The sequence below is a fragment of the Scytonema sp. PRP1 genome (assembly GCF_036697665.2).
Classification (GTDB): domain Bacteria; phylum Cyanobacteriota; class Cyanobacteriia; order Cyanobacteriales; family Nostocaceae; genus Kalymmatonema; species Kalymmatonema gypsitolerans.
This window is the reverse complement of the sequence record NZ_JBAHYJ020000030.1, coordinates 193,553-219,294: the sequence shown is the minus strand read 5'-3', so window position 1 is coordinate 219,294 and position 25,742 is coordinate 193,553. Positions and strand designations below refer to the sequence as shown.

Below are 25,742 nucleotides of genomic sequence, written 5' to 3'. Positions count from 1 at the left end.
TAAAATAGCAACACAAAATAATTTACTATAGCGGCAAAAGAATTGGGACATTAGGGAATACCCTTTCTGACAATCCTTGCTAATCTAAAAGTATGCAATCAACTCAAACTCAACTCTTGCGACTTTCGCAAGGACAACTCAACCTCTTAGAACGTTGTCCGCGTCAATTTCAACATACCTACCTAGAACAACTCCATTCTCCCGCAGATCCAGAACATGAGGAACGGCAGACTTTAGGAAGCCGCTTTCACTTGCTGATGCAACAGCGAGAAATGGGTTTACCTATTGATACTTTCCTACAAGAGGATAGCCAACTGCAAAGCTGGATGACAGGCTTCGCCAATGCAGCACCAGAAATTTTAACACCTGTACCTGGTAGCCATTTCCGTGAAAGCGAACACTACCGGACTCTGCAAGTTCAAGACTATTTACTCGCAGTTATCTATGATTTATTGATTGCAGATAACCTGCAAGCACAAATTCTGGACTGGAAAACTTATCCCAAACCGCCGAATAAAGGCAAGTTGGAACAAAACTGGCAAACACGTCTTTACTTGTATGTATTAGCTGAAACCAGCGATTATCTGCCAGAAAATATTTCTATGACTTACTGGTTTGTCCAATCGGAAGGCAAACCGCAAAGTATTAAATTTAGTTACAACACTCTTAAGCACCAACAAACAGCAAGGAGACTGAATCAACTCCTCAGTCAATTAACACATTGGCTGGAACGTTACTACCAAGGAGTACCATTTCCGCAAGAGCCGGAAGGTAGCAAAGCTTGTGATTACTGTCAGTATACAAGGCGGTGTAACCGCTCGCAAGCCACTCCCGAACAGATATCTACCGCAAAATCTCCGACAACGCTAGACACGAACCTACTGAATCTAGCTAGCATTCAAGAAGTGATGCTGTAAATTACAGATAACTTCTTGATTATTTTATGCAATTTGATGATACTGAAGCGGTTTATGTCCGCGAATTAGGAATAGATGACATAGCCCCTGTCTATCACTTAGGGGAAGAGTTATTTACCAGCGATTTATATCCCTACTTATATCGTTGCTGGGACGAATGGGAGGTGATAGGGCTTTATAACACTGATCCAGAATACTGTCTTGTTGCAGAAGTTGATGAGCAACTAGCAGGATTCATTTTAGGAACTATTATTACCAAAGCAACCTGGACTTACGGATACATTCTCTGGTTAGGAGTCAGTCCTAAGTTTCAGCGTTGCGGTGTGGGAGACAAGCTTGTTGATAAAGCTATTGCACGGATGATTGAAGATGGGGCGCGTTTCATGCTGGTAGACACTGATCCAGCAAATGTTCCCGCAGTGAAGTTTTTCAACCGTAAGGGTTTTGGTAATGTCCGCCAGCATGTTTTCTTGTCGATGAATTTAAGCAGCCACGACTACTATGGCAGACTGATTGAATACGAACACCAAAAAGCTGAAAGGGCGGGTTACAAGCGTTCTCGTCCTGCTATACGGGGAACACGCAAGTCTGATGGAGTTGTTAGTGAAGTCGCCCTGAATACTTTGGTAAGTGATCACACTTCGGAAGAAGAAGCGCCAGTTTAATTCATTTACTGCCAAAATCATGATTTAGTATTTGGAACCGCTGATGAACGCAGATGCACGCAGTTAAATCATCTGTATTCATCTGTGTCCATCTGTGTCCATCTGTGGTTTTATTTCTTAGAACTCGGTTTTTATGAATAGATTTGTTATTTCCATATGTCAGAACAGCAGTGGACTCTTTCGACAACTGAACAACCCCCAGAATGGTTCATCCAAGCTGTGAAGCAATATGCACCCATATCAAATGGACTTTTTGCAGCGCAGTTGTTATGGCAACGAGGAATACGAGAAATTACACAATTAGCAGCTTTTGTCAATACAAAAACTTATCAACCTGCGAGTCCGTTTGAGTTTGGGCAAGAAATGCATCAGGCGGTGGAACGGTTGCAACAAGCACGAGATGCTGGTGAAAAAATTGCCATTTGGGGGGACTTTGACGCTGATGGTATTACTTCTACTGCTGTCGTGTGGGATGGCTTGGGACAATTCTTTGCCCAAAACACGCAGCTTATTTACTACATTCCCAATCGCTTAACAGAATCCCACGGGCTGAACTGCCAAGGAATTGAGAAGCTGGCAAAACAAGGTTTTCAGTTAATTGTGACCTGTGACACTGGCAGTACAAATATTAGTGAAATTATTTATGCGAATCAGCTAGGTATAGACATTATAGTTACAGACCACCACACTTTACCTCCGGAACGTCCACCAGTTACGGCAATTATTAACCCCCGCTATTTGCCACAGACACATCAGCTATTTCATCTTTCCGGAGTGGCGGTGGCTTACAAGTTGGTGGAAGCTTTTTATCAAACCCTGCCAAATGTCCCGCAACAACCGCTACAGGATTTATTGGATTTGGTGGCGGTTGGGTTAATTGCTGACTTGGTGCAGTTGAGTGGAGATTGTCGTTATTTGGCACAATTGGGAATTGGGCGACTGCAAGAGGATTTTAAAAAACCACCAGGAGAAAGACGGCGTCCCGGAGTCGGGCGATTGTTGGAATTGTGCCAGAAAAGTGGCGATCGCCCCACAGATATTTCCTTCGGTTTGGGTCCGCGAATTAACGCTGTCAGCCGCATTCAAGGCGATGCTTCTTTTTGCGTGGAATTACTGACAAGCCGCGACCAAAACCGTGTCAAGGAACTTGCAGAAGTCACAGAATTAGCAAACACCCGTCGTAAATCTTTGCAGAAAGATGTTGCTTACCAAGTCGCGCAAAAGCTTTCCAAAATGGACTTATCAACCACTAGCGTCATCGTTTTGGAAGACCCTCAATGGGCTGTTGGCGTCTTGGGGTTAGTCGCTGGACAAGTAGCACAAGACACAGGACGCCCGACGATTTTGTTAAGTACAGAGGGAGTGGGGGCTGGGGAAGAATCTTCCCAATCACCAATCCCTAATCCCCAATTCCTAGCCCGTGGTTCGGCGCGTTCGGTGAATTCGGTGGATTTATATCAATTGGTAAAAGACCAGGCACATTTGTTACATCGTTTTGGCGGACATCCCTATGCAGCAGGATTAAGTCTGCCAGTAGAGAATATTCCATTATTTACAGAGGCGATTAACCAAAGGTTGCGCCAATCTTTGGGAGGTGCAACTTTGACACCAACTGTACAAGCAGATTTGGCTGTCACAGTGGCAGATTTGGGGAAAGAGTTATTTTTGGAGCTGAAACTACTAGAACCTTGTGGAATGGGAAACCCAGTTCCAAAACTTTTGATTGAAAACTGCTGGTTTGAAAATGCTTGGCATCGCAATCAACAAGATTCCCAGGGGAAAAAGGTACAGTACATAAAAGCTGAGTTTGACATTCGGGATGATTCGACGAGAAGTCCTTTTCCTGGCGTGTGGTGGGGACATTATAAGGATGAATTACCTTTAGGAAGATGTGATTGCATCGCTGAACTGGACTACAACACCTTCAAAAAACGCTATGAAATCCGACTGATAGCTGTCCGTTCACGTCAGCAATCAGCAATCAACAATCAGCAATCAGCACTTATACTAGACTGGCGCAACCCATTATTAGAAAAAGACTCAGCACTCAGTACTCAGGACTTAGCACTTGTCATTAAAGATTGTCCAACAAGCTGGGACGATTTACGAGGGCATTTGAGGCGATCGCTTCACAACCAACAACCCCTGGCGCTGGCTTGGTCTAAACCCGACCCCAAACCACCAGAACAAATTTGGTTCACCCTTGTGGGAATTGCCAAATATCTCAGTCGTACAAATCAATCCGTTACCCGCGTCCAGTTATTGGAAAAATTGCGTATCAGCGACCAAGCCTTACTTTTAGGATTAAGAGGTTTAAAATCTTTGGGTTTCAAAATCTCACGCCAAGACCGTATGTTAGTTTTCACTCAGCATTCAATTATTGAACCAATCGCGGAGGCTGCTGTGGAAAAATTTTTAGCTGCTGTTCGGGAAGAACAATTTCAGCAACAGTATTTCGCTGATGTACCTTTATCTACAATTGAGGCGATGGCGCAAGCGTCTGCTTAAGAGCTTGAGAGAGTAAGGAAAAATTTACTCCCAAATTCGACCCTGACGTTCGCATTTGAAACGCCGATTCTGCCAAAAGTCCATATTCACCTCTGTTAATTTCATAACATAGGCGCATTTGGGCTGAATAATCGGACTTAAACCTGCCCATAACAAACTACGCGTGACATCTAATCCTGTTTTTAGCCAAGACTCCTGATTACCCGGAACACCTTGCTCTTGAACAATGTCTGTTTCCACCCAAATACCATGAACACCAAAAAGAATTTGTGCCATCCATTTAGCTCGCGGTACGTGTGTTGGGGAAGTAATCAGCTTCACCTTGTGTACTCCCCAACGGCGGAGGATAGGAATACTGTAGTAAAAATTACCAAAAGTAGAATCCGCGCACTTTTCCAACCAAACATTTTGCATGAAATCTGGCGCTTGCCGTTGAAAAATTAGCCAAATACAAGGGTCGGGAGAACCTCGAGAAATTAAAATAGGGGTTTGCGGGTATTGTTTTGCCAAATCGGCAACATAAATTTCCCGACTAATGCTACCACCAAGCACAAAAAAGGCATCTATCTGTTTGGAAGATGCAGAAATAATGGTTATAGTGTTAACAATCAGGCAGACAGCTACCACAAAACACAGCCCAAAAGTTAATCTTTGTAAAAATTGCCACCTTCTCCGCAATTGCTTGGACACTGAACTGGGTTGAGTGTTTGTCACTTTAGGTTTCATAAGGTACTCAATACAAGCTTTTTTTCCGAAAGTTGGCAACACTAGTTGAGCCAGCTAAGTGCTATTTTAGAAAGTAATATTGAATGCTTAGATGGCACTGATGAAAGCGCCACAAGGTGGCAGTAAGCTTGCGGGAGAAGTAAGCTAGAGTTAAAAAGCTGCCTCTCGCAGTATGCAGTATTTTCAAGAAACATCAAGGAAAAATGATGAAGAAAGTCTAGTTGAGAAGAAAAACCTATAAATTCCTGGAAAGCCGGATTGCTACACTGTCAACAACACTATTATTCCAGCTAATATACATGAATCGATCTGCGAAACGTTACTCGCCGCTCCAAGTAGCCTTTCTTAGCGGAGCAATCGCCTCAACCGCTACATTGTCCGCTCTTGGTCCAGTTTGGTGTCGCTCTGTGCGTGCAGCTCTGCAAGATAGCCCAAAAGCAACACTTGACCAAGTTTGGCAACTAGTGAATCGTGAATATGTAGATGGCTCATTTAACAAACAAAATTGGCTAGCAGTGAGGCAGACTCTGCTCAGTAAAGACTACACTTCCCGTGAAGAAGCATACACTGCTATCCGCCAAGCCTTAGAAAAGTTGGGAGACCCTTACACTCGATTTATGGATCCCAAACAGTTTGAGGCTCTAACTAACCAAACATCTGGTGAAGTCACTGGAATTGGCATTCGGATGGAATTGAACGAGCAAACTAAAAAGCTCACCATTATCGAAGCTATAGAAAATTCCCCTGCACTCAAAGCAGGTATTAAAGCTGGGGATATTATTTTGGCAATTGACGGCAAAGCCACGAGCCAGATGAAAGTCGAAGATGCCTCAAAGCTGATTCGCGGCAAAGCAGGTACTAAGTTGAATTTGCGGCTAGGAAGAAATGGGCAGAGTGCTTTTGATGTGGCTCTGACACGGGCAAGTATTGAAGTGCCGACAGTGCGTTACAGCTTGAAGCAAGAAGGCGATCGCCGTATTGGTTATATCCGCCTGCGTGAGTTCAGCGCCCATGCTGCAACTCAAATGCGACGAGCTATCAGCGATTTAAATGCTAAGCAAGTTGATGGGTATGTATTGGATCTGCGTAGCAACCCAGGCGGTTTGTTGCAGTCGAGCATTGAAATTGCCCGGATGTGGATGGATAACGGTGCAATTGTCAAGACAGTGGATCGTAAGGGAGGAAGTGAAGAAACCAAGGCAAATCGCACTGCCCTTACAAAACGCCCCTTGGCGATACTCGTAGATAACAATTCAGCAAGTGCTAGCGAAATCCTCACAGGCGCACTCAAAGATAATAACCGAGCAGTCGTTGTTGGCGGTCAAACCTTTGGCAAAGCTTTAGTTCAGTCAGTTCATGAACTGCCAGATGGTTCCGGCGTCGCAATCACCATTGCCCATTACTACACTCCTAAGGGAACAGATATCAATCATAAAGGAATTGCGCCAGATATCAAATTAGAACTGACACAGGCACAACAGCGTCAACTCGCCGCAAATCCAAATTTGCTGGGAACTCAAAATGATCCTCAATACGCACGTGCACTAGCAGTTCTATCTAGCAACAACTTTGCTCAACCCACTCAGCAAAATCGACCGTTGCAACAACCGATGAGCAATCGCTCAGTAGATTTAAAATTTTAAATCTTAAAACATTAGCTGAGCTTCCAGATCTTGGATTGGGAATCCTGGACAGAAATTAGGAATTATCAATTATGAATGCTTAATCATGAAAAGTTCATAATTTATAATTCCTAATTCATAATTTTTATTAATCTATCCCTAATCCAAAATCTTAAACATATGAATAATGAATCAATTGAGATAACCACCGCTAACGCCTTCTTGCCAAAGGTATCGGTGGTTGTCCCTATTTATAACGGTGAGGCAGATTTACCAGAGTTAATCTCTTGTCTGTCGGCTCAAACTTATCCAAAACACCAGGTAGAGTATTTGCTGGTGGACAATAATAGTGGCGATCGCACTTTTACTTTACTCCAACAAGCTGCTGAAAATAGCGAAATCACAATTCGTCCTCAGAGCGAAAACCAAATCCAAAGCTCCTACGCCGCTCGTAACGCTGGTATTCGTGCCGCAACTGGTGAGATACTTGCCTTTACGGATGCAGATTGTCGTCCACAGCCTGAATGGTTAAACGCATTGATTGCTCCTTTTGTCAAGGAAGATGTGGTGATTGTCGCCGGTGAGATTGTGGCACTACCAGGAAAAACACTGCTAGAACAACATGCAGACCGTCAAGACACCCTATCGCAAAAACACACCCTTGCCCATCCTTTCTGTCCTTACGGTCAAACAGCGAATTTAGCCATACGACGGCAAGCTTTGGAACAAGCAGGTTTGTTTCGTCCTTACCTAACCAGCGGTGGGGATGCCGATATCTGTTGGCGAATTTTGCAGCAAAACATGGGACGTTTGGAATTTGCCCCCAATGCAGTGGTCAAGCACCGCCACCGCGCCACACTCAAAGAACTAGAGAGTCAATGGCGGCGCTACGGGCGCTCAAATCGCTATTTGCATGAACTCCACGGTGTGGATTTGATGCGCGACACCACACTCACCGAATGCTTCTACCGCTTAGGACGCTGGGTGTTGAAGGAATTGCCAAAGGACAGCGTCAAAGCATTAGCAGGTAAAGCCAGCCTTGTAGATTTAGTGAGTACCCCTATCGGATTGTACAATGCTCGGGCGCGTACTGCTGGGCAACGCGAAGCCAAATTGCCAGAGAACGCCAAAATAATTGAATGGCTGTGCTGAGTGTCACTCAAGTTCGCTAAATTGGAGAAAAGTAGCGCAAAGGAAACGGTAAATGGGAGCACAATTGTTACTGGTGGATGATGAACCGGGATTGCGTGAAGCTGTAAAAGACTATTTGCAAGAGAGCGGTTTTAGCGTTCAAGTTGCCAGTAACGCCCGAGAAGGCTGGGAGTTGCTGCAGCAAAACACACCAGACTTAGTGATTTCTGATATTATGATGCCACAGGTGGATGGCTACCAGTTCCTCAAGCAACTGCGAGACGACCCCCGCTTCCGGTCGTTACCAGTGATATTTCTCACTGCAAAGGGTATGACGACTGATCGCATCCAAGGTTATCAAGCTGGTGTTGATGCCTATATACCCAAGCCCTTCGATCCAGACGAACTGGTGGCTGTTGTGGAAAATTTACTCGAACGCCGCGCCGCTAGGACTCCAGCGCCAACTCAAGAAGGTGAAGCGCCAGATATTACTGAACTCGCGAATCAGATTGCCCAAATTAAAGCTTTGTTAACTCAAAAAAATGCAATAAATCAATCTCCAGCACCTTTTGCAATTGACTTGACGCCCAGAGAACAAAGTGTTTTAAACTTGGTGGCTGAGGGGTTGATGAATAAAGAAATCGCTCGTCGTTTAGAGACAAGCGTCCGAAATGTAGAGAAGTATGTTAGCCGTTTGTTCAGTAAAACTGGTACCAATAGCCGTACAGAGTTAGTTCGCTTTGCTTTAGAACACGGTCTAGCAAAGTAGTTATGAACAAAGAAGGCACAAGTGAATCATCGCTTTGCTTGTGCTTTCTATTCTCTTGTTTAAAATCTCGGATTACCTGTAACGACATTGGATGTCTAGTTTTTCCCACAGTTCCCCTGACAGACAAAACTGAACTTTTCCACGTGAGTCATTTCAGGGTTAGCTCATCATACTTAACTAATTCAAAAATCGCAAAATTTACTGTCTACACTGAAGCTCTCTGTTTTTGCTGAACTTACTCAGCCTCGTCCAAGTATACCTTGAATTCTACCAAAAAATTTCGGTCTTATTCAAGCTCCTTCAATTTCAGGAGGAGTAATGTGGATATAATGACCGCTCAAAATTTTCTGGTGAAGTCTGTAGATAATATTTTGCCTAACATTTCAGTTATTTTTGTTCACAGTAGTCAAGGTACTAGAAGCAAAAACGGGAATTTTTCGATTTCCTCAATCAATAGGGAATCACTTTTGATACAGTAAACAAAGTTTTTTACCTAACAAATTCACCTTGTAAGACTGTTTTGGTCATAAAAACTTATTTCTAGATTACTGTATTAACCAGTTAAACACAAGATTTCTGTAGATTTTTGTTTGACTGTCCATAAACCCCGCTTATAAGCAAGGCATAAATGCAACATTTAGTAGGCACCCATTTGTTTGGGTAATGCTAAGGACTAATGGAAGCCCCAGCGTTATGGTTCGGTTAGTTAAGCAAGCCAAGTCATTATTAGAACAAATCACCAAATTGGCAAACGAACACTAAATCTGATACTCTATGCTCGACATACTCTTTGCCACTGCTAGGGTGACAACAATTTTAACTATTGACTAACTTCAGCTGAGTTGCGTAAGCGCATGAGCTGACGTCTCATTTGCGGTGATGCTTTTAACTCAGAAACTTCTTGCGCCTTAACAGTTGCTTGTAAAGTCTCTAAAAAGTCGTCAGACCCCTCGGTTAAAGCGTCTAGCAGTACCTGCAAAAGTTGGTCGCGATCGCTCAACAGACTTTTTTCCTCTATCAACCGGAATTTTAGATGTATTTCGCACTCATAAACACCTACATCGACACTGTTCACCTGCCGTGGTAATGCTTCAAAGTTCATGTTTTTTGGCTTCCTTGTACTAGGTGGTAATTTGGTTGAGGAACTATGTTTCAAGCAAGAATTCTTTATATTTTTTTGACTCTCACAGTTTTTGAATTAACAATTCCTGTTTGTCAACAATCAATTTAATTGCATTTTACTCTCCCGTGTGTTTTCACGCTTGGTTTTCAAGGTCTAGCTTGTGTTGGTTTAGTGCAATAGGTCTGGTTCAAGTAAACCATAACTATTATTCAGTTTTTAAGATTCCATAGAATAAAGTTTCTGTAAGAAGTTGTTCGAGCTTTTTAAAGGTTTTTACATCAACTTTATCTAAACGTCAATAACAGTTTGAGTTTTTACTAAAAAACTGGTGGGAGTACGTAAGTAAATCCGCTGAAGATTTTCTATCTAATGATAGCCAGACATTGCTGTACCACAATTCCGTAAAATTACTAAATGTACAATTTATTCATTTAAAAAGGCAGGAGACCTCAATGACCAAAGTAATTAGGGGTAAGATTTTTGTTCTTGATGACAATATAGACACAGATCAAATCATTCCAGCCGAATATCTCACCTTAGTTCCTTCCAAAGCGGATGAGTACGAAAAGCTTGGAAGTTATGCTTTAGCTGGTTTACCCGACCGCTACGGCAAATTTATAGTCTCTGGGGAAATGAAAACAGCCTACCCTATCATTGTGGCAGGAGAAAACTTTGGCTGCGGTTCCTCACGCGAACATGCCCCCATAGCCTTGGGTGCGTCGGGCGTTAAAGCAGTCGTTGCCCAGTCTTATGCTCGCATCTTCTTCCGCAATTGCGCTGCCACAGGAGAACTTTATCCTTGGGAGTCAGTCGAAAGGCTCTGTGACCATTTTGAGACTGGTCAAGAGGTGTCAATAGATTTTGCAACCAATCAATTGATCAACCACACTCTTGGTCAGATATATAACCTCAAACCTTTAGGAGAAGTTGGGCCGGTGATTGATGCAGGTGGCATTTTTGCCTATGCTCGTCAGACAGGCATGATTCCTTCTCGTTAGGGATTGGGTCTACAATAATTGAGAGCGCGATTAACCCTATTTAGAACCGCCTATGGACAACCCGATGCTGCTTAAGTCCACAACCCGGCACATACGGATTTTTGCCGCTGAAATAGACCGGGATGGAGAGTTAGTTCCCAGTAGTCAAGTTTTAACCTTGGATATTGACCCAGACAACGAATTCAACTGGGATGAAGATGCTCTGCAAAAGGTTTATCACAAGTTTGATGAACAGGTAGAAGCATATAGTGGCGCAGACCTGACCGATTATAACTTACGCCGCATTGGCTCTGATCTGGAGCATTTTGTGCGATCGCTCCTGCACAAAGGCGAAATTAGCTACAATCTCTCCGCACGCGTCACCAACTACAGCATGGGACTTCCCCAAGTTGCATCCGACGAAAATCAAGAGAGCTATGGGTTATGAGCTAAGACTGAAGAATCAAGAGTGAAGAATCAAGAAATTGTTCTATCTTCTGTCTTGTTTCTTCTTTCTTTGTCTAAATGGTCAGTTCCAATCCTTAAACTCCCAAAATGACTGGCTGGTCTGCTGTTACTGCAGCCTGCCTTTCTTTTGCTACTTGTCGTCAATCAGTCCGACGCTACCCAACAAAGGAAGGACGTGCTGTTTTGAGAACCAGTACCTTTTTAGTCCATTTTTGCTTTATATGGAATAAAAGGGTGAACTTGTGGTTCCTACTCCTGTTTTGAAATTACTTGGCATTGGTTTATTGATTGCGATGCACCCCATCGTCCAACCTCCAAAGCGTGCAAGCGAGGAGGTGCAAGATATGAATTTCGTTAAATTTTGTGAACTTCAAAATCGAAGTCAGATGAAAAACGCCCCAATTTTGTTGACTATTGACCGTTCAAGATTGACAGGAATTTTAGTCAACTATCCACGCGCTCATGCGCCATATTTATGCTGACGGATGAGTTCAAAAAACAGTGGCGTTCACTAAATTTAATATTTGTCTATAAAATTTATAAGTATGACAAAAATTTATAAGTATTACAGAGAAATACCAGAAGACTGGTATTCATTAACAAGAATAATGCAAATTTTGTTAGTAGTACTCTTGGAGTATTTTCTCATGGAGAATTTATAACCATTCAACGAGAGAAACCTCATGTATTGACTCAAGAGAAAACGGTCAGCAGTAATCTACCTGAAAGCTAATTCTAAAAGCTAATTGCTGACTACTGACCGCTAAATATCTACCACCAAACCCTATTTCCTTCTTCGTCAACCCGTGCTTGTCGAATCACATCAGAAATTTCTTCTGCATCTTTGACATGATGTAGAGCCTTTTGTTCGCCATCAGGTTCGTCAACGACAAAATAAGTCGGAACTTCAATATGATCTCCCGTGATATCTGGAGAATCAACGGCAAGTTGTTGTGCCTTCTCTTCAACTGCTTGTGGTTCTTCAGATATCACATCACCAGGGTTAACAGCACGATGAGTATCTTTTTGTTTGTTATCTTCCATTATTGTCTCACCAATAATTAAGTGTGCTAAATGCTGTTTAAAGTGGGGATGTTATCAATAAGCTAAAATAAGGTTTATCGTTAAGACTTCATAGCAACGAGCAAGCGCCAGCTATAAGTTGCCTTGGGTCTTAACTAAAAGCTTAATTGATTCCCACATACATATAAACTAGAGAAAAAGTAAACTTATCTCCTCTTTCTGATGGAATAACTTGTTTTTCCAAAAGTGTAAAGTGTAGGGTAAAGTGAGTTCACACTGAGCGCCCTATCTGGAGATACATGACAAAAAAAATAAAAGCAAAGAAAAAAACTTGTGATTGAAAACATAGTTTCTTTCTCAGGCAAGCGTTGAACAAGGGAGGTGATGAAGCTTTCACAAAGTTATCTGAGATTTTAGGTAGAGGTGTGAATTTTTGGTGAAGTGCGCTCTTGTTTGAATATCTGTTCTCTTAAGACACAGCTGCAATAACCAGAGGACTGTATGCGTTACTTAACAATGCCTTCTCATCTTTGTGGTTTAGTGCGTGCCATATTGATAAAAGGACAGTGGAAGCGGCTTGATGCCTGCTCAAGCGGGAAGTATGTGTGAGTAGATTCAGTGGGTCGCGTTGCGTACCAACTGGAAAAGCTCCCTTGTTGATCATTGAGCAAATTTTTCAAAACTCTTAGCATCTTAAGTTTCGTCCGCAAGTTAAAATCGTGATCCAAAATTGGATATATCAGATATGAGCGGTCAACAGTGCCGCTGCCAATGCTGTTGAAAACAAAGCCAATCTGCTGATCGGTGCGAAGACTATGGAAAATGATGCGCCAACGCTCTACTGCCCAAATGAACTCTGTCAAGCTCCAAATCCCCTGACACACAAGTTTTGCCTGCGATGTTCCACACCCCTACCCAAACGTTTCCTTTGGGCTGTGGCAGACGGGCAGAGCGTGGCTAACGCTGGAGAATTATTAGCCGATCGCTATCTAGTTATCAGCAAAGGGCTTCTTTTAGATACCAAGCCTGCGTTCTTACCTCAAGCACCAAATGTAGAACATTTACAGGCACTCAGACCTTACTTGCGGCTATTTGCCTACCGCTTGCACGTACCACAGGTGTATGGAGTGCTGGGGCTGACAGATAGCAGTTCTGGCAAAGAAATATTACTTTTAGAAAAACCTCCGCTTTCTGTGCTAGAGAATACAGCGCTCTTAAGTACAGCTTCGTTGGAAGTGCAGCTGGCGAGCGAGTTAACCACTGCTTGGAGTTCTGCAACATCAATGCGCCAACTCAATTGGCTGTGGCAAATAGCTCATCTGTGGCAACCTCTCTCCAGTGAAGGTGTAAGCTCTAGCTTACTCAACCCAGAGTTAGTCAGAGTAGAAGGACCGTTAGTACGTTTACTGGAATTGCGGCATGACAATCAAACTTCCCCTGGTTTACCTGAACTTGGGGAATTTTGGCAGCAGTTACAGGGAAATGCCAAAGGAGCGATCGCCGAATTTTTGAGTGAAATTTGCCGTTCTCTGATTGCCGGAGACATACACTCAGGTGAGCAACTGGTTGCCGTTCTAGATAGAGGGTTGGCACAATTAGGTCAACACCAAACACCAGTCATCAAAATTGCCACCAAGAGCGATACCGGACCGAGTCGCCAACGTAACGAAGATGCTTGTTATCCGCCTAGTGGCAGCGTGATCAGCAAACCTCCTCAACCGACAGCCCTGGCTATTGTATGTGACGGCATTGGCGGACACGAGGGAGGCAATGTTGCATCCAATTTAGCCATTGAAACCATCCAACAACAGCTGCAGGATCTGACAAAAGCGTTCTCTGACCACACAGACCCCGCAACTCTACTTGCGGACTTAGAAAGCGCAGCAGCAGCAGCTAACGACAAAATCAGCCAGCGCAACGACAACGAACATCGACAGGGGCGTCAACGCATGGGCACAACCCTAGTGATGGCATTGCCCATTGCCCACGAAATGTACATTGCCCATGTTGGTGATAGTCGTGCTTACTGGATTACACGCCACGGCTGCTATCAAGTCACCCTAGATGATGATGTTGCCTCGCGTGAGGTACGCTTAGGGTATGCCACATACCGGGATGCCGTCCAACAGGGAGCATCCGGTTCCTTAGTGCAGGCGTTGGGCATGAGTGCTAGTAATTCATTGCATCCGACGTCACAACGGTTTATTCTCGACGAAGACTGTATTTTCCTGCTGTGTTCCGACGGTTTGAGTGACTTTGACCGGGTGGAGCAATATTGGGAAACAGAAATTTTACCCATTATTACTGAAAAAGGTAATGTACTAAATGTAACAGATAAATTATTGGAAATAGCGAATAATCAAAATGGACATGATAACGTCACTATCGCTGTTGTACACTGCCAAGTTCAATACTCAGAACCAAAGTCAAGCCTGAAAACCGTGCTTGCTGACCTCTCCACAATACCAGCAGCCACAGCCGCGCAAAGCCAGCCAAGAACGGCACTCACGCCAGAGTACAGCCAAAACCAGAAAACTCGCGTTGTTTCAACAAGCAAGCCCGTTAAAGGTATAAAAGTACCGCTACAGTTGCTCGTTATTCTGCTACTGTTTGTAGCAGGTGGTATAGTTGGATACTTGTGGCGACAGGAATTGCTCGCTATGCTGAAAATACCTCAATCTTCACCGTTCGCAAATCCTACGGATGCCGCACCATTACCATCAGCGGTGACAAGTGGTCCTCAAGGCAGTTCGGGCAATTCCAGTGTGAATGCCAAAGGGGTGATTCAGACTAACAGCGAAATAGAATTCATTCGGACGACCGGCTCCCCAACTCAAGCTATTGCCCCAAACGGTAGTGTTTTGCAAATTCTCAAGACGCAAAACACAGACAAAGACACCTGGGTCTATTTGCGAGTCTGCTCAATTGTTGCCAAAGCAAGCCCATCAAACTCACAATCAACTTCTGTTGCCAAAAAACCTTTGCTCACCCCAGGGGACGAAGTCAGAATTTTATTCTCCAAACTCAAATCGTTGAATCTCCCCAACCCTAAACCAGAAGTGGTAAGCCTATGTCAGCCGCAAGATGCTTCTCTCCCGACTGTTGAAGAGTTAGCAACTGAGCCTAAGCCAGCCGTGCCCAAACAGTAAGGTATTAAAATAGGTGACACCTGCTAGTCGAAGAGCAGCATAGCGTCAAAAAGTCGATAAACTGGTAGAAGACTGAAATATTACAGGTGAGAACTTTAAATAAAAAACTTTAAAGGCAAAAATTTTTGCCTTTTAAAATTGTTATTTGATATTTGATTTTACCTTTTAGATTAACGAATCCATGCCATCCCTTAACCTGGCGATCGCGCGTCTCGTCAACACCGGCACTGACAGTTTCGCCATTTGGGTGGTGAACGCTCCCTATCCCAGTGGCTATGTTTTGCGTGATTGCGTGTGGCTTCCACATCTGTCTCAAGCTTGGCTTGAGTGGCAGCAAATGTTTGCCGCACACAGTCGTTTGGAGATTTCCCCAAAAGCAACGCCCAAAGTGGCAAATCCTCTGCCTCTGGATTTTGTTGTCCCAACTTCTGGTCAAACGACCAGTTACAGCAGCCGTCTGATGCAATACTTGGGCATCAGCCTGTGGAATTGGGTCTTTGACGGACAAATTCTTAATAGCTTTGAACGCAGTCGCGGGATTGCTATGGGTCAACATACGCGTTTGCGCGTGCTGCTAGAAATTCGTGATCCGGATCTGATTGCTTTGCCTTGGGAAATTATGCAGCGCGAACCAGGTCAATCTGCCGTTTCTCTGTCGCAACACATACTCTTTAGTCGTACGACGAGCGAAGTCGAACCCCTACCTTATCTACGCTCAGAGCAAGCGTTAAACATACTGCTGGTTTTGGGTGAAGATGAACAGCAGCTACAACTAGAAGAAGAAGCAGCTATCCTAAAAGAAACCCTTTCCAATGGCTCGCTTGTAGCAAGCAGTTACAATGGTTATGCACCCTGCATGGTGACAACACTCCTGCAACCCACTCCACAGGAGTTGATTCAACAGCTAGAAACAAAAGCATACAACATCTTATTTTACGCTGGTCACGGTCAGAAAGGACCAGACGGAGGGTTACTGTTTTTGGCACCAGGTATGACCCTCAACGGAATGGAATTAGCCCAAGTGTTGACTCATACTGGTGTGAAACTGGCGGTTTTCAATTCTTGTTGGGGAGCACAACCAGCTGCTATTGCACACCAAGCTATGCCCCACAGCAGCTTGGCAGAAGTGCTGATCCGTCAAGGTGTACCTGCGGTTTTGGCAATGCGTGATGAAATAGCACCATCAGAAAGCCACACTTTTATTCAAGCTTTTGCTGCTGCTTTGCGATCGCGCAAACCAATTGATGAAGCGGTGGCGGAAGCAAGACAAAAGCTATTGACAACTTACAGGTTCAATCAACCCGCTTGGACATTGCCAATTCTCTACCTGCATCCAGACTATAATGGTGAACTTATAAAGAGTTTTGATGAGGGAATTACAGAACTACCAGAAACTTCAATTCCTGGCATAGCTTCAATGTTTCCTAATGCTTGTTTGCGATCGCTCTCACCAGGAGGTAGAACTTGGTCACTACGACCAGGAGTCACCCGCATCGGTCGCACGACAGACAATGATATTGTGATTCCAGAACCTTCTGTTTCCAAACGCCATGCCGAAATCTTATCTCGCAATACTCTGACAGGATCTACCCCACTGCGAACCTATTACCTGCAAGATTTGTCCACCTACGGTACCACCTGGGTTTTACTCGCGAATGCTTGGCAACAAATCCATCGTCAGGAAGTCCCTTTACAATCTGGTATGCAGTTAAAGTTTGGTAGTACGAAAAGTCAACCTTGGGAGTTCATCATTGATACTGTTTGAGCTTAAGGATTGGAAACATGGATTTTCAAACCAGTTGAACATAGCCAAGTCAACCAACACTTTTCTGTGAAATTGCATTCTTTTTGCGGAAATGAGATTCTGGCACTTGTAGCTGTCAATACCGATAAATAATTCAACAGGAGCGACACATGGCTAACAAAATTAACGGTTCAAATACTTTTCATTCCGTACCACCTCAAGTCGATTTAGAACTTTTAGAAGCACTCTTGGAGCCAGAAGATGCTACATATCCCTGGAATCCAGCAGACGAAGAATCAGAAAGCTATTTTACACAACTAGAACAGCAGTTTCAGTTAGAGGATGTCCTCGATGAGGAACTGACAACACGCTCACAAAATTTTTATAACCGCTTAGACACGCTTTGGTCTAATAATTTTAATTCCAAGAACTACAAGTGTAGTACAAAATCTTCTTTAGTGGCGAATCTTCAAAAAAATTTACAAGCTGGTTTTGCCGCCAGTGTACCTCAAGATTGGATAACGGTTATTGCCCAAAAAGCTGCTGAAATTTTTAATTCAGGGCAATCGATGGGTGAAAAACTGGTTGAGTGCGTTGAATCTGTCTTACCTAGTTGGGAAACAGATGACCTTTTGGTTATGGCGCGTCCTTTTGCCTACGCTATGAGAAGCGGCGAACAGCAAAACGTAAATTCCGTGGTAGAAAACGTAGAAAATCGTGAGTGGACAAATCTATCAGAAGTTGAAAAGGCAAAAGTCACTTTAGCAGTTGCTTATCAAGCCCTCAATCAGCTAAACAAGTCTGCAGATGAAGCCTAATTTCAACTTTCTCTTTTCTGCGTTGATTTCATTGAAGCCACAAGTTGTGATGTCAAGCGGCAATTTTGTAGTGCACCTCAAAATCCAGAAATTTTCATCTCTATTCAGACAGAAATGTCCAATGTCATCTAACCTTAACTAGCCCCAAAACGACCATCATCTATCCAAAGGGATAAAAATCATCTGCCCTCTTCTCTCCCTCATTTTTCTTATCTCCTCGCACTGCTTTATTTAGGTCCAAGGAAACGGGTAGCGAAATTTTGCGATCGCGTTGGTGAAAGCGCCCTAGCTTTGAGAATAGCTGCCATCAAAAAGGCGTAAGACAATACTCCAACTACCACCAACAGCAAACCGTTGATAACTCCTGTTACATTCCACAAAGCGTGCAGCCCAGAGGCTGTCAAATAACCAACTGGCAGAATTTGTAAACATTTGCTGGGCTTGAGTACAGCTAACCCAATAAAATACCCAAAATAACCACTATAAGCCATATGTCCGGCGACAGAGCCTAAAGTTCGAGCAATTACCAGCTGCAAACCTGCTAGATCACCAGCCCCGTCCCCGAATGGGCTGAAACAGCTTGAGTAATATTAGGTACATATTGTCCCAGAGTTTCCAACAAGGTAAAACCCACAGCAGAAGCCGTTCCCAGGAGAATACCATCAAGAGGTTCAGCAACACCGATACGTTCCCGCCACGGCGATGGTAGTCGTCTAGCAATGAGAAACGCCGCCAATACAGGTATTGCCTTGAGTAATTCCTCCATCAAGCCAGCGCCGAAAAGCATCCGCACCAGCAACTCTGTGAAAGTGATGGACTCTTGTTCTGAGGGCAAGTTACCAGGCAAGATACCGCGAAACACAAAGATAAACAAATCTAACACGGGAGTGAGCAAAACCACTGCCGTCGTTAACGCCGAAGCAAGCAGCACCCACCAAGGCTTTGGCTTACCACACAACTGGTAAATAAAGTAGTAAGCAGCGGAAGCTATATAAATGGCGACTATGACTTGATTTGTGGTTGGTTGACCTACCGTGGCAAACATCAATACCACGAAGACAACTGTAAGAATTCCTGGTATCAGGTAAGCTTTACGAGTTAAATCTTTGCCAGTAGAAATAATCGGAAACAGCTGGGTGAAGCTGATGGAGTCTGGTGGCTTTGGAGGGTTTGGAGGAGGTTGGTAAAACGTTGAGGTCGCTGTTGGGTAACTATTTGCTGGAGGAAGCGGTGTCGCTGCTGCTGGGGCGATCGCAGTGGCTTGTTGTTCTTTGAGTTCACACTCAAAAACGAATTCTGGACCATCATGACCCAGAGTAATGCGATCTCCGCTGATCAATTGCTGACAACCCTGCAACCGTTGTCCGTTCAGGTACGTGCCATTGGCACTATTCAGATCACAGATTATCCAGCTAGGTTGTGCATCTGGGGATGAAGCAAGAGGACGAACTGCCGCATGACGACGAGATACCATGCGGTACAACATGGCATCTAATACAACTTGGGAACTGGGATCACGTCCAATGACTACCTCTTGACTCGAAAGCAGCGAGTAGCGAGTTTCCGATCCAAAAGACGCTCCCATACCAGACACTTGCCGCAGGATTGCATTCTGTCTTGCGTTTTTGCCTGTCATCGAGTTACAGGGTGTTTCTAAACTATTTATTGTAGGAATTGGCAGTAGGACTTAACCCAAGCCACAACAGCAAAATTGCTAAATCCACTATAGCTTCAGTCACTGCATATCAATGAGAAATTAAAAAAATCAAAATAAACATAGAGTTTTCCATAATTTTGCTCAGCATGATCGTTGACAGTTGACGGTTGACCGTTAACTGTCAACACAAGAGCGAGTCAAGCACTTGAAATGCTACGCGCGTTCTAAACAGCAGCCAGTTCTAGATGCTCAATTTTAGTACCAAGTACCTTGAGGAATTCTGCCAACCAACGGGGATGAGCAGGCCAAGCTGGTGCTGTTACTAAATTACCATCAACGACAACCTCATTTGCTGGAACATCCACATAAGTACCACCAGCACGCCACACATCCGGACCGCAAGCAGGGTAAGCAGTACAGTTTTTGCCTTGCAGAACATCAGCAGCAGCTAACAACTGCAAGCCGTGGCAAATAGCAGCAATAGGCTTGTTTGCTTGGGCAAAGTGGCGGGTAATTTCTAGCACCTGCTTATTGAGGCGAATATATTCGGGCGCTCGTCCTCCAGGAATGATCAAGGCATCATACGTTTCCGCTTGTACCTCGGCAAAAGAGGCATTAAGAGTGAAGTTGTGACCGGGTTTTTCACTGTAAGTTTGGTCACCTTCAAAATCGTGGACAGCAGTCCTAACTTTTTCTCCAGCTTTTTTGTCCGGACAAACTGCATGAACGGTATGCCCTACCATTTGCAAAGCTTGGAAGGGAACCATCACTTCGTAGTCTTCTACATAGTCCCCAACAAGCATCAAAATTTTTTTAGCTGCCATTCCTTTGATATCCTCTGTCTTTAATGATTCGTCATTAGTTATTTGTCAATACTGTGATAAGTAGGTAAGCAAAAACAAATTGAAGATAGCTTCGCCTAACTCACCCGAAGCCGCAGGGCACCAACCCCGCTAATTTGATGCTGTACTCAAAGCAAAAACGCATCCTACAGTGGTTTTATATTTCATTCAGCCCACGTACTTAATTGTATATCTACCCAGCTTAAAGCAAATGAAATTCGTGGAGTGCTTTAGGAAAGTTTTGATTTTCATGACTAGGACGGCTGAGTTTAATCAGGGCAAAACGTTGTAGGGGAGTTAATTCTGCCCACTGTTGAGATGAAACGGTAACACCAAAATCTTTGGCTTTTTCTTGAAGGTTTATTGGTATGTTAGTATCCAACCACGCGGGATGCGGTTCAATTGGCAATTCGGCTGGCGATGTACCTGTACGTTGTAGAATCAGGTTTTGGAGATATTCCCTGTAAGCTTGAATTTCGGTTTTTGTAGAGCAAGGTAATTCAACCAAAGCTTCACGATCAGCTTTTGTCAAATGGCTCCAATCAGATAACTTTAGCTTGATGCCACAAGTATCAAGTTTACAGCGTACCTGCATGGGAATACAACGCAGGGAATCAACAAAATCTGCTTCAAATTCAAAGAATTCTGCCATATTTTTTGTTGAGATTTAAGAATTTTGTTTATTGCTAATGCGAATTATTAAATAACTGATTGATAAGGCAAGGATGGCAACACCTAGGCCTATTATATCAATGCCTGATACTTTTCCTAAATCAAGAATGATAATTTTTCTAGCAACAGCAATGAGGGATGTAACAATAACTAATTCAACTTGCAAAACGTGTTTTTTGAGATAACCAGTGATATTTTCTAAAATTTCTAAAGCAATTAAAATATTCAAAAATAAACCAAAAATTTTATATAATGTTGTATTAAACTTACCGTAAGGTGTGTCAAATAATTCTTTAATCAGAAAAACGGCTAAATCCGCGATTGTTGCAAAAATTACCAGTACCATCAACAAAGATAAAACTTTGGAAACGATCACCTCTATGTTTTCAATAAGGTGCATGAACTTTTCATCTTTGAGGCTTTCTTTAACTTGCTTGACTAGTTTCCTCATGTGCCGCGCCTTATTTTGAAGTCAGTATAAAGTATGAAGTAGAAAAAACTGGGATACACACTTTTCACTTCACACTTTATCCTGTTTCGAGGGTTAGCAGATCAACATTCAGAATGTAAAAGTTGGTAATTATTAACAGTTAACTCAAGGGTAACTGGCATGAGCTGTACGGCACAGGCTTTTAACTCTGGTTGCCCAGAATCAGGGCAAGATTCTGGATGAGTCAGGGCGTTGGCTTCGGCATTGTCAGCCCACAGCGCACCCCAATGCATAGGGACAAACACTGTACCAGGAGCGATCGCTCTTGTGACTTTCGCCGGGAACCTGGCTTTTCCCCGACGCGATCGCACTTCCACCAACTGATTTTCTGTAATTCCTAAATGTGCAGCATCACGGGGATGAATCTCAATAAACGGTTCGGGATGCAAAGAGCGAATTTTTTCAATTCGACCAGTGCGTGTTTGGGTGTGCCAATGACCATAAAGTCGCCCAGTTGTCAAGACAAAAGGATAATTCGGGTCTGGTGGTTCTGCCAATCCCCGCGAGTGATATGCCCCAAAACGAGCGCGTCCATCTGGGGTGTGGAAACGGAGGTTGGTGTACAGGCGCTTTCCTCGCAAGGGAGACGCGGCTTTCGTAGAGGCGGAAAGTTTTTCTAAAACATTCTCCGCGTCTCCGTGTCCCCGTGTCCCCGTGTCCTCTTTCGGGTGGGGCCATTGCGTGGGACCTTGCGCCACCAGTTGCTCGTGACTGATCCCAGTCATATTGCAAGGGCGATCGCCAGTTAGTTTCACAAATTCAGCGTAAACTTCAGCAGAGTTGGCAAAAGCAAACTTGTCTACAAAACCTAGTCTACGACCAACTTCTGCGAAAATTTCCCAATCTGCTTTCGCTTCTCCTGGTGGGTTGCGGAATGCTGGACACAGCGTGACCATCCGTTCGGAATTTGTCATCACGCCAGTTTTCTCACTCCATTGGGCAGCTGGTAGCAAAACGTGAGCGTAAGCAGCGGTTTCTGTGGGGTAGTAGGCGTCTTGGTAAATGGTAAAGGGCGATCGCAACAAAGCCTTCTTAGTCCGCTCCAAATCCGGCATACTCACAGCAGGATTCGTTGCAGCGACCCACAATAACCCTACAGTGCCATTTTCTAACCCAGTAATCATATCCCAAGCCGTCAGACCAGGATTGGGTGAAATTTGCCCTGACTTCAGCCCCCAAAAAGCCTCAACTTCTGCACGGTGCTGGGGATTTTTCACCACCCGGTAACCAGGTAACAAGTGCGCCAAACCTCCGGCTTCCCGTCCTCCCATTGCGTTTGGCTGACCTGTAAGCGAGAAAGGTCCTGCTCCCGGTTTGCCAATCTGTCCGGTCATCAGGTGGAGGTTAATGATAGTTCTGACCTTAGCGGTGCCTTCTGAAGATTGATTTACACCCATTGACCACAGAGACAGCACCCGTGCAGATTGACCCCAGTATTTGGCTGCTGTTTCTAAATCTTCAATGCTGATCCCACATTGATGAGCTACCACTTCTGGAGAATAGTGGCGAATCACTTCAGCGTAGGCGGGAAAGTTGCTGGTGCAGTCGTCAATAAACCCAGCCTCAATGTAGCCCCAGCGCATCAACAAGTGAGCGATACCGTTCAACAAGTCGATATCTGTACCAGGACGAATCGCTAAATGTAAATCAGCGGCTTCTGCGGTGGGTGTGCGCCGGGGATCAACCACAATCATTTTGACTTTGCGGTTCTTTTTGTGGTATTTTTCGAGCCTGTTGAAAACAATCGGGTGACATTCCGCTGTGTTGGTACCAATCAAAAACGCACAGTCGGTTAACTCCAAGTCTTCATAACAGCATGGAGGACCATCCGAACCAAAGCTTTGAATGTACCCAGCCACAGCACTAGACATGCATAAGCGCGAGTTCGCATCAAAATTATTGGTTCCCAAACACCCTTTGAGGAGTTTCTGAGCTATGTAGTAGTCCTCAGTTTGAAACTGACCGGAACCATACATGCATATGGCTTCTGGTCCCTGGGTGAAGCGCACGGTTTGAATGCGCTTGGTGATCAGATCAAAAGCTTCATCCCAACTGACGCCTCGAAACTCCTGATCTAAAGAGTCTCGTACCATTGGGTAATGCAGTCTGTTTTTGTCTAAAGACTCTGCGATCGTAGCGCCTTTAACGCACACCATACCTTGACTGGAAGGGTGCGTTTTGTCGCCCCGCACCCGCCAAATTGGATTTCCTTGACTATCTCGATGAGTTGCTTTGCCATGTTGTGCTGGTGGAGAAACTTCCAGCCCACACCCAACACCACAGTATGGACAGAGGGTTTTGGTAAATTCTGTCATGGTAATAGCACCATGTATGTTTATAAATTGTTGAAAGGTTTAGTTTGTAGAAGAGCAATTTCATCAAATTGCTATGTTTTCAAACCTTTTTTATTCAGTTGACAGCAATGACACAATTGTCGAATCTTGATTGAGAAAAATTTAAATTTTAGTGAGCAAGCTTTACTTATTTTCAGTAACCGATTGCAAAAGTATTTCTACTTAATTAAATATGACTTGAGAAAATAAAAATGTTACTGCAGATACTTTTTGTTCTTTTTCTTGACTTATTAAATAGATTATTATGATGCAATTTATGCAAATCATGAATTTTCTTAAAAAAGCTATTCTTGAGAAAATTAAACCACAGATGGATACAGACAATTTATCTACGTTGATCTGCTTTTATCTGCGGTTTAAAAGTCTCTGCAAGTAGGGTTATGTAAAGAAGATTTTCAAAAAATGCAGGTTAAGGCATCAATTGTTCTGTCTTATTTCTCAGCTAAGATGCCAGTATTTTGAGGTGCAACTTCTGGTGATTCACCTTCATAAGCAGCAGCAAAGGAACCCTTTGGTTCTTTGAGGAAGAAGGCACACATAAAAGCGCAGATCAGAGCAGCTACACCCATTGTGGTAAACAGTGTTGGTGCATCGGTTAAGCTGAAAATTGTCAGATAAACAACGCCTCCAAAGTTACCGTAAGCTCCCACATTCCCGGCAATTTGTCCAGTAGCTTCCTTTTTAATCAAAGGTACAATACCGTAAGTAGCACCACAGCCAGCTTGAGCAAAGTAAGCGGCAACCATAGTAACTACAATTGCCACTGGAAGCGCCCAACTGCCGTTAATATAATGTGCCGTCAAATAGCTCACACCAATGCCAGCACTGATAATTGTCATTGTCCATTTGCGAGAGCTAAATTTATCAGAAATTAAACCACCGCTGGGACGAGAAATTAAATTCAAGAAGGGATAAGTGGCAGCAATCATACCAGCTACCACGTGTTCTAAACCAAAAGTTTTTTCAAAAAACGCAGGCAACATGGAAACGACAGCAAGTTCAGAACCAAAGTTAGTTATGTAAGTGAATTCGAGTAAAGCGACTTGGCCAAACTGATAACGTTCAGAGGGAGCGTAAGTTTTCTTGCCAATAAGAAGTTCTTTGTTAACCTGCCAAGCTTTATATGTTTGGTAAGCAAATAATCCTGCCAACAGTACCCAAACCAGATACATTTGACTCTGATTTAAAAAGTGAATGTTCTTTTGTGCTAAACGCCAAGCTAATAAACCCAAGGCAAAAATCAAACCAAAATTCGAGATAATCATTGCCCAGAAGCTTTTGACGCTAGTCACTTCCAAGGCACCATTTTTCTTGGGTCTTTTGTAAGCTTTGCCGGGAGGCGTATCTTGGACGCTATTGAAATAAATCACGCCGTAGATAGCAGAGATGATCCCGGTGAGGGCGATCGCAAACCGCCAGTTGGAAGCGCCACCAGTCATAAAGCTAGCAGCAACTGCAATCAGAGGTAGGGTAAACTCTGCCCCAAAAGCACCAAAGTTACCCCAACCACCATAAATACCTTGGGCAATTCCAATCTCCTTTGGGGGGAACCATTCCGACACGAGCCGAATACCCACCACAAACCCAGCACCAACAATTCCCATTAGCAGGCGACTGATGACGAGATGGTCAAAATTCTGTGACAGCGCTGTAGCAAAACACGGAACAGCTGCAAACATCAGCAGCATTGAGTAGGTAATCCTCGGACCAAAACGATCCAAAAGCATACCAATGATAATCCGTGCTGGAATTGTCAGGGCAAGGTTGCAGATGCCCAAAGTTTTAATTTGTTCTGGCGCTAGATGGAGCTGCTTGCCAATGGTTGTAGCGAAGGGCGCAAAGTTAAACCAACAAACAAACGTGAGAAAGAAGGCTAACCAAGAGAGATGCAGGATGCGATAGCGACCGTTAAATGACAATAACCCTTTGAGCATTGAGCTTTCCCAAGTAGAGAACAAAAAAATTGCATAGAGAAATCTAGGGGCAATGGTTGCAATTGCCCTAAACGAATGGCACTAAGCTGTGATCCATAAAGCTAGCAGCTAGTAGGATGCTTGTAAGGATTCAGCTTCACCATTCTGAATTTT

20 protein-coding genes and 1 pseudogene are annotated in these 25,742 nt (G+C 43.9%); 12 read left to right on the top strand and 9 right to left on the bottom strand.

What is annotated here, in order from left to right; all coding sequences use genetic code 11:
- Positions 1-92 precede the first annotated feature (92 nt).
- The 3 genes from V5G28_RS06240 (at position 93) to recJ (ending at position 4,090) form a co-directional block, all read left to right on the top strand.
- Complete coding sequence (locus tag V5G28_RS06240) at positions 93-917, top strand: PD-(D/E)XK nuclease family protein (RefSeq protein ID WP_332993988.1); 825 nt, start codon at positions 93-95, stop codon at positions 915-917.
- A 26-nt stretch (positions 918-943) separates the two neighbouring features.
- Positions 944-1,582, top strand: a complete 639-nt coding sequence (locus tag V5G28_RS06235; protein ID WP_332993986.1) for a GNAT family N-acetyltransferase — start codon at positions 944-946, stop codon at positions 1,580-1,582.
- Between the two features lie 156 nt (positions 1,583-1,738).
- Positions 1,739-4,090: a single-stranded-DNA-specific exonuclease RecJ gene (gene recJ / locus V5G28_RS06230; protein ID WP_332993984.1), complete on the top strand. Its 2,352-nt coding sequence runs from the start codon at positions 1,739-1,741 to the stop codon at positions 4,088-4,090.
- 24 nt (positions 4,091-4,114) lie between these two features.
- Here the strand turns inward: recJ and V5G28_RS06225 are convergent, their stop codons facing one another.
- The gene (locus V5G28_RS06225) at positions 4,115-4,816 is read right to left on the bottom strand and encodes a YdcF family protein (protein WP_332993982.1); all 702 of its coding nucleotides are present in this window, start codon (positions 4,814-4,816) and stop codon (positions 4,115-4,117) included.
- A gap of 299 nt (positions 4,817-5,115) precedes the next feature.
- On the opposite strand from V5G28_RS06225, the gene ctpB reads away from it, so the two are divergent.
- From ctpB to V5G28_RS06210, 3 genes are all read left to right on the top strand, one after another.
- Positions 5,116-6,459 (top strand): carboxyl-terminal processing protease CtpB, encoded by a 1,344-nt coding sequence (ctpB, locus tag V5G28_RS06220; RefSeq protein ID WP_332993980.1) that lies wholly within the window; start codon positions 5,116-5,118, stop codon positions 6,457-6,459.
- A 159-nt stretch (positions 6,460-6,618) separates the two neighbouring features.
- Positions 6,619-7,590, top strand: a complete 972-nt coding sequence (locus V5G28_RS06215; protein WP_332993978.1) for a glycosyltransferase — start codon at positions 6,619-6,621, stop codon at positions 7,588-7,590.
- Positions 7,591-7,642: 52 nt separating this feature from the next.
- Positions 7,643-8,338 carry a response regulator transcription factor gene (locus tag V5G28_RS06210; RefSeq protein ID WP_332993976.1) on the top strand — a complete coding sequence of 232 codons (696 nt, stop codon included), beginning with the start codon at positions 7,643-7,645 and terminating at the stop codon, positions 8,336-8,338.
- A gap of 820 nt (positions 8,339-9,158) precedes the next feature.
- Here V5G28_RS06210 and V5G28_RS06205 read toward each other — a convergent pair.
- Positions 9,159-9,440 carry an Npun_R1517 family heterocyst differentiation transcriptional regulator gene (locus tag V5G28_RS06205; protein ID WP_041040596.1) on the bottom strand — a complete coding sequence of 94 codons (282 nt, stop codon included), beginning with the start codon at positions 9,438-9,440 and terminating at the stop codon, positions 9,159-9,161.
- A gap of 473 nt (positions 9,441-9,913) precedes the next feature.
- On the opposite strand from V5G28_RS06205, the gene V5G28_RS06200 reads away from it, so the two are divergent.
- From V5G28_RS06200 to V5G28_RS06190, 3 genes are all read left to right on the top strand, one after another.
- The gene (locus V5G28_RS06200) at positions 9,914-10,459 is read left to right on the top strand and encodes a LeuD/DmdB family oxidoreductase small subunit (RefSeq protein ID WP_332993973.1); all 546 of its coding nucleotides are present in this window, start codon (positions 9,914-9,916) and stop codon (positions 10,457-10,459) included.
- Positions 10,460-10,511: 52 nt separating this feature from the next.
- The gene (locus V5G28_RS06195) at positions 10,512-10,886 is read left to right on the top strand and encodes an NAD(P)H-quinone oxidoreductase subunit M (RefSeq protein WP_096566452.1); all 375 of its coding nucleotides are present in this window, start codon (positions 10,512-10,514) and stop codon (positions 10,884-10,886) included.
- 262 nt (positions 10,887-11,148) lie between these two features.
- On the top strand, positions 11,149-11,388 hold the full coding sequence (locus V5G28_RS06190; protein WP_332993969.1) for a hypothetical protein: 240 nt from the start codon (positions 11,149-11,151) through the stop codon (positions 11,386-11,388).
- A 289-nt stretch (positions 11,389-11,677) separates the two neighbouring features.
- Here V5G28_RS06190 and V5G28_RS06185 read toward each other — a convergent pair whose 3' ends face one another.
- Positions 11,678-11,950: a hypothetical protein gene (locus V5G28_RS06185; protein WP_096566450.1), complete on the bottom strand. Its 273-nt coding sequence runs from the start codon at positions 11,948-11,950 to the stop codon at positions 11,678-11,680.
- A gap of 794 nt (positions 11,951-12,744) precedes the next feature.
- On the opposite strand from V5G28_RS06185, the gene V5G28_RS06180 reads away from it, so the two are divergent.
- From V5G28_RS06180 to V5G28_RS06170, 3 genes are all read left to right on the top strand, one after another.
- Positions 12,745-15,078, top strand: a complete 2,334-nt coding sequence (locus V5G28_RS06180) for a PP2C family serine/threonine-protein phosphatase (RefSeq protein ID WP_332993965.1) — start codon at positions 12,745-12,747, stop codon at positions 15,076-15,078.
- A 181-nt stretch (positions 15,079-15,259) separates the two neighbouring features.
- Positions 15,260-16,843: a CHAT domain-containing protein gene (locus V5G28_RS06175; protein ID WP_332993963.1), complete on the top strand. Its 1,584-nt coding sequence runs from the start codon at positions 15,260-15,262 to the stop codon at positions 16,841-16,843.
- Between the two features lie 149 nt (positions 16,844-16,992).
- Positions 16,993-17,640, top strand: coding sequence for a hypothetical protein (locus tag V5G28_RS06170; RefSeq protein ID WP_332993961.1), 648 nt, complete (start codon positions 16,993-16,995; stop codon positions 17,638-17,640).
- 227 nt (positions 17,641-17,867) lie between these two features.
- On the opposite strand, the pseudogene V5G28_RS06165 reads toward V5G28_RS06170, so the two are convergent.
- The 6 genes and pseudogenes from V5G28_RS06165 to V5G28_RS06140 form a co-directional block, all read right to left on the bottom strand.
- Positions 17,868-19,276, bottom strand: a pseudogene (locus tag V5G28_RS06165) (PrsW family glutamic-type intramembrane protease).
- Positions 19,277-19,521: 245 nt separating this feature from the next.
- Positions 19,522-20,121, bottom strand: coding sequence for a DJ-1/PfpI family protein (locus V5G28_RS06160; protein ID WP_332993958.1), 600 nt, complete (start codon positions 20,119-20,121; stop codon positions 19,522-19,524).
- 220 nt (positions 20,122-20,341) lie between these two features.
- Positions 20,342-20,791 (bottom strand): nitrate reductase associated protein, encoded by a 450-nt coding sequence (locus V5G28_RS06155; RefSeq protein WP_332993956.1) that lies wholly within the window; start codon positions 20,789-20,791, stop codon positions 20,342-20,344.
- Positions 20,792-20,806: 15 nt separating this feature from the next.
- Complete coding sequence (locus V5G28_RS06150; RefSeq protein ID WP_332993954.1) at positions 20,807-21,262, bottom strand: phosphate-starvation-inducible PsiE family protein; 456 nt, start codon at positions 21,260-21,262, stop codon at positions 20,807-20,809.
- A 101-nt stretch (positions 21,263-21,363) separates the two neighbouring features.
- The gene (locus tag V5G28_RS06145) at positions 21,364-23,616 is read right to left on the bottom strand and encodes a molybdopterin oxidoreductase family protein (protein ID WP_332993952.1); all 2,253 of its coding nucleotides are present in this window, start codon (positions 23,614-23,616) and stop codon (positions 21,364-21,366) included.
- A 470-nt stretch (positions 23,617-24,086) separates the two neighbouring features.
- On the bottom strand, positions 24,087-25,589 hold the full coding sequence (locus V5G28_RS06140; protein ID WP_332993949.1) for a NarK family nitrate/nitrite MFS transporter: 1,503 nt from the start codon (positions 25,587-25,589) through the stop codon (positions 24,087-24,089).
- Between the last annotated feature and the right edge of the window lie 153 nt (positions 25,590-25,742).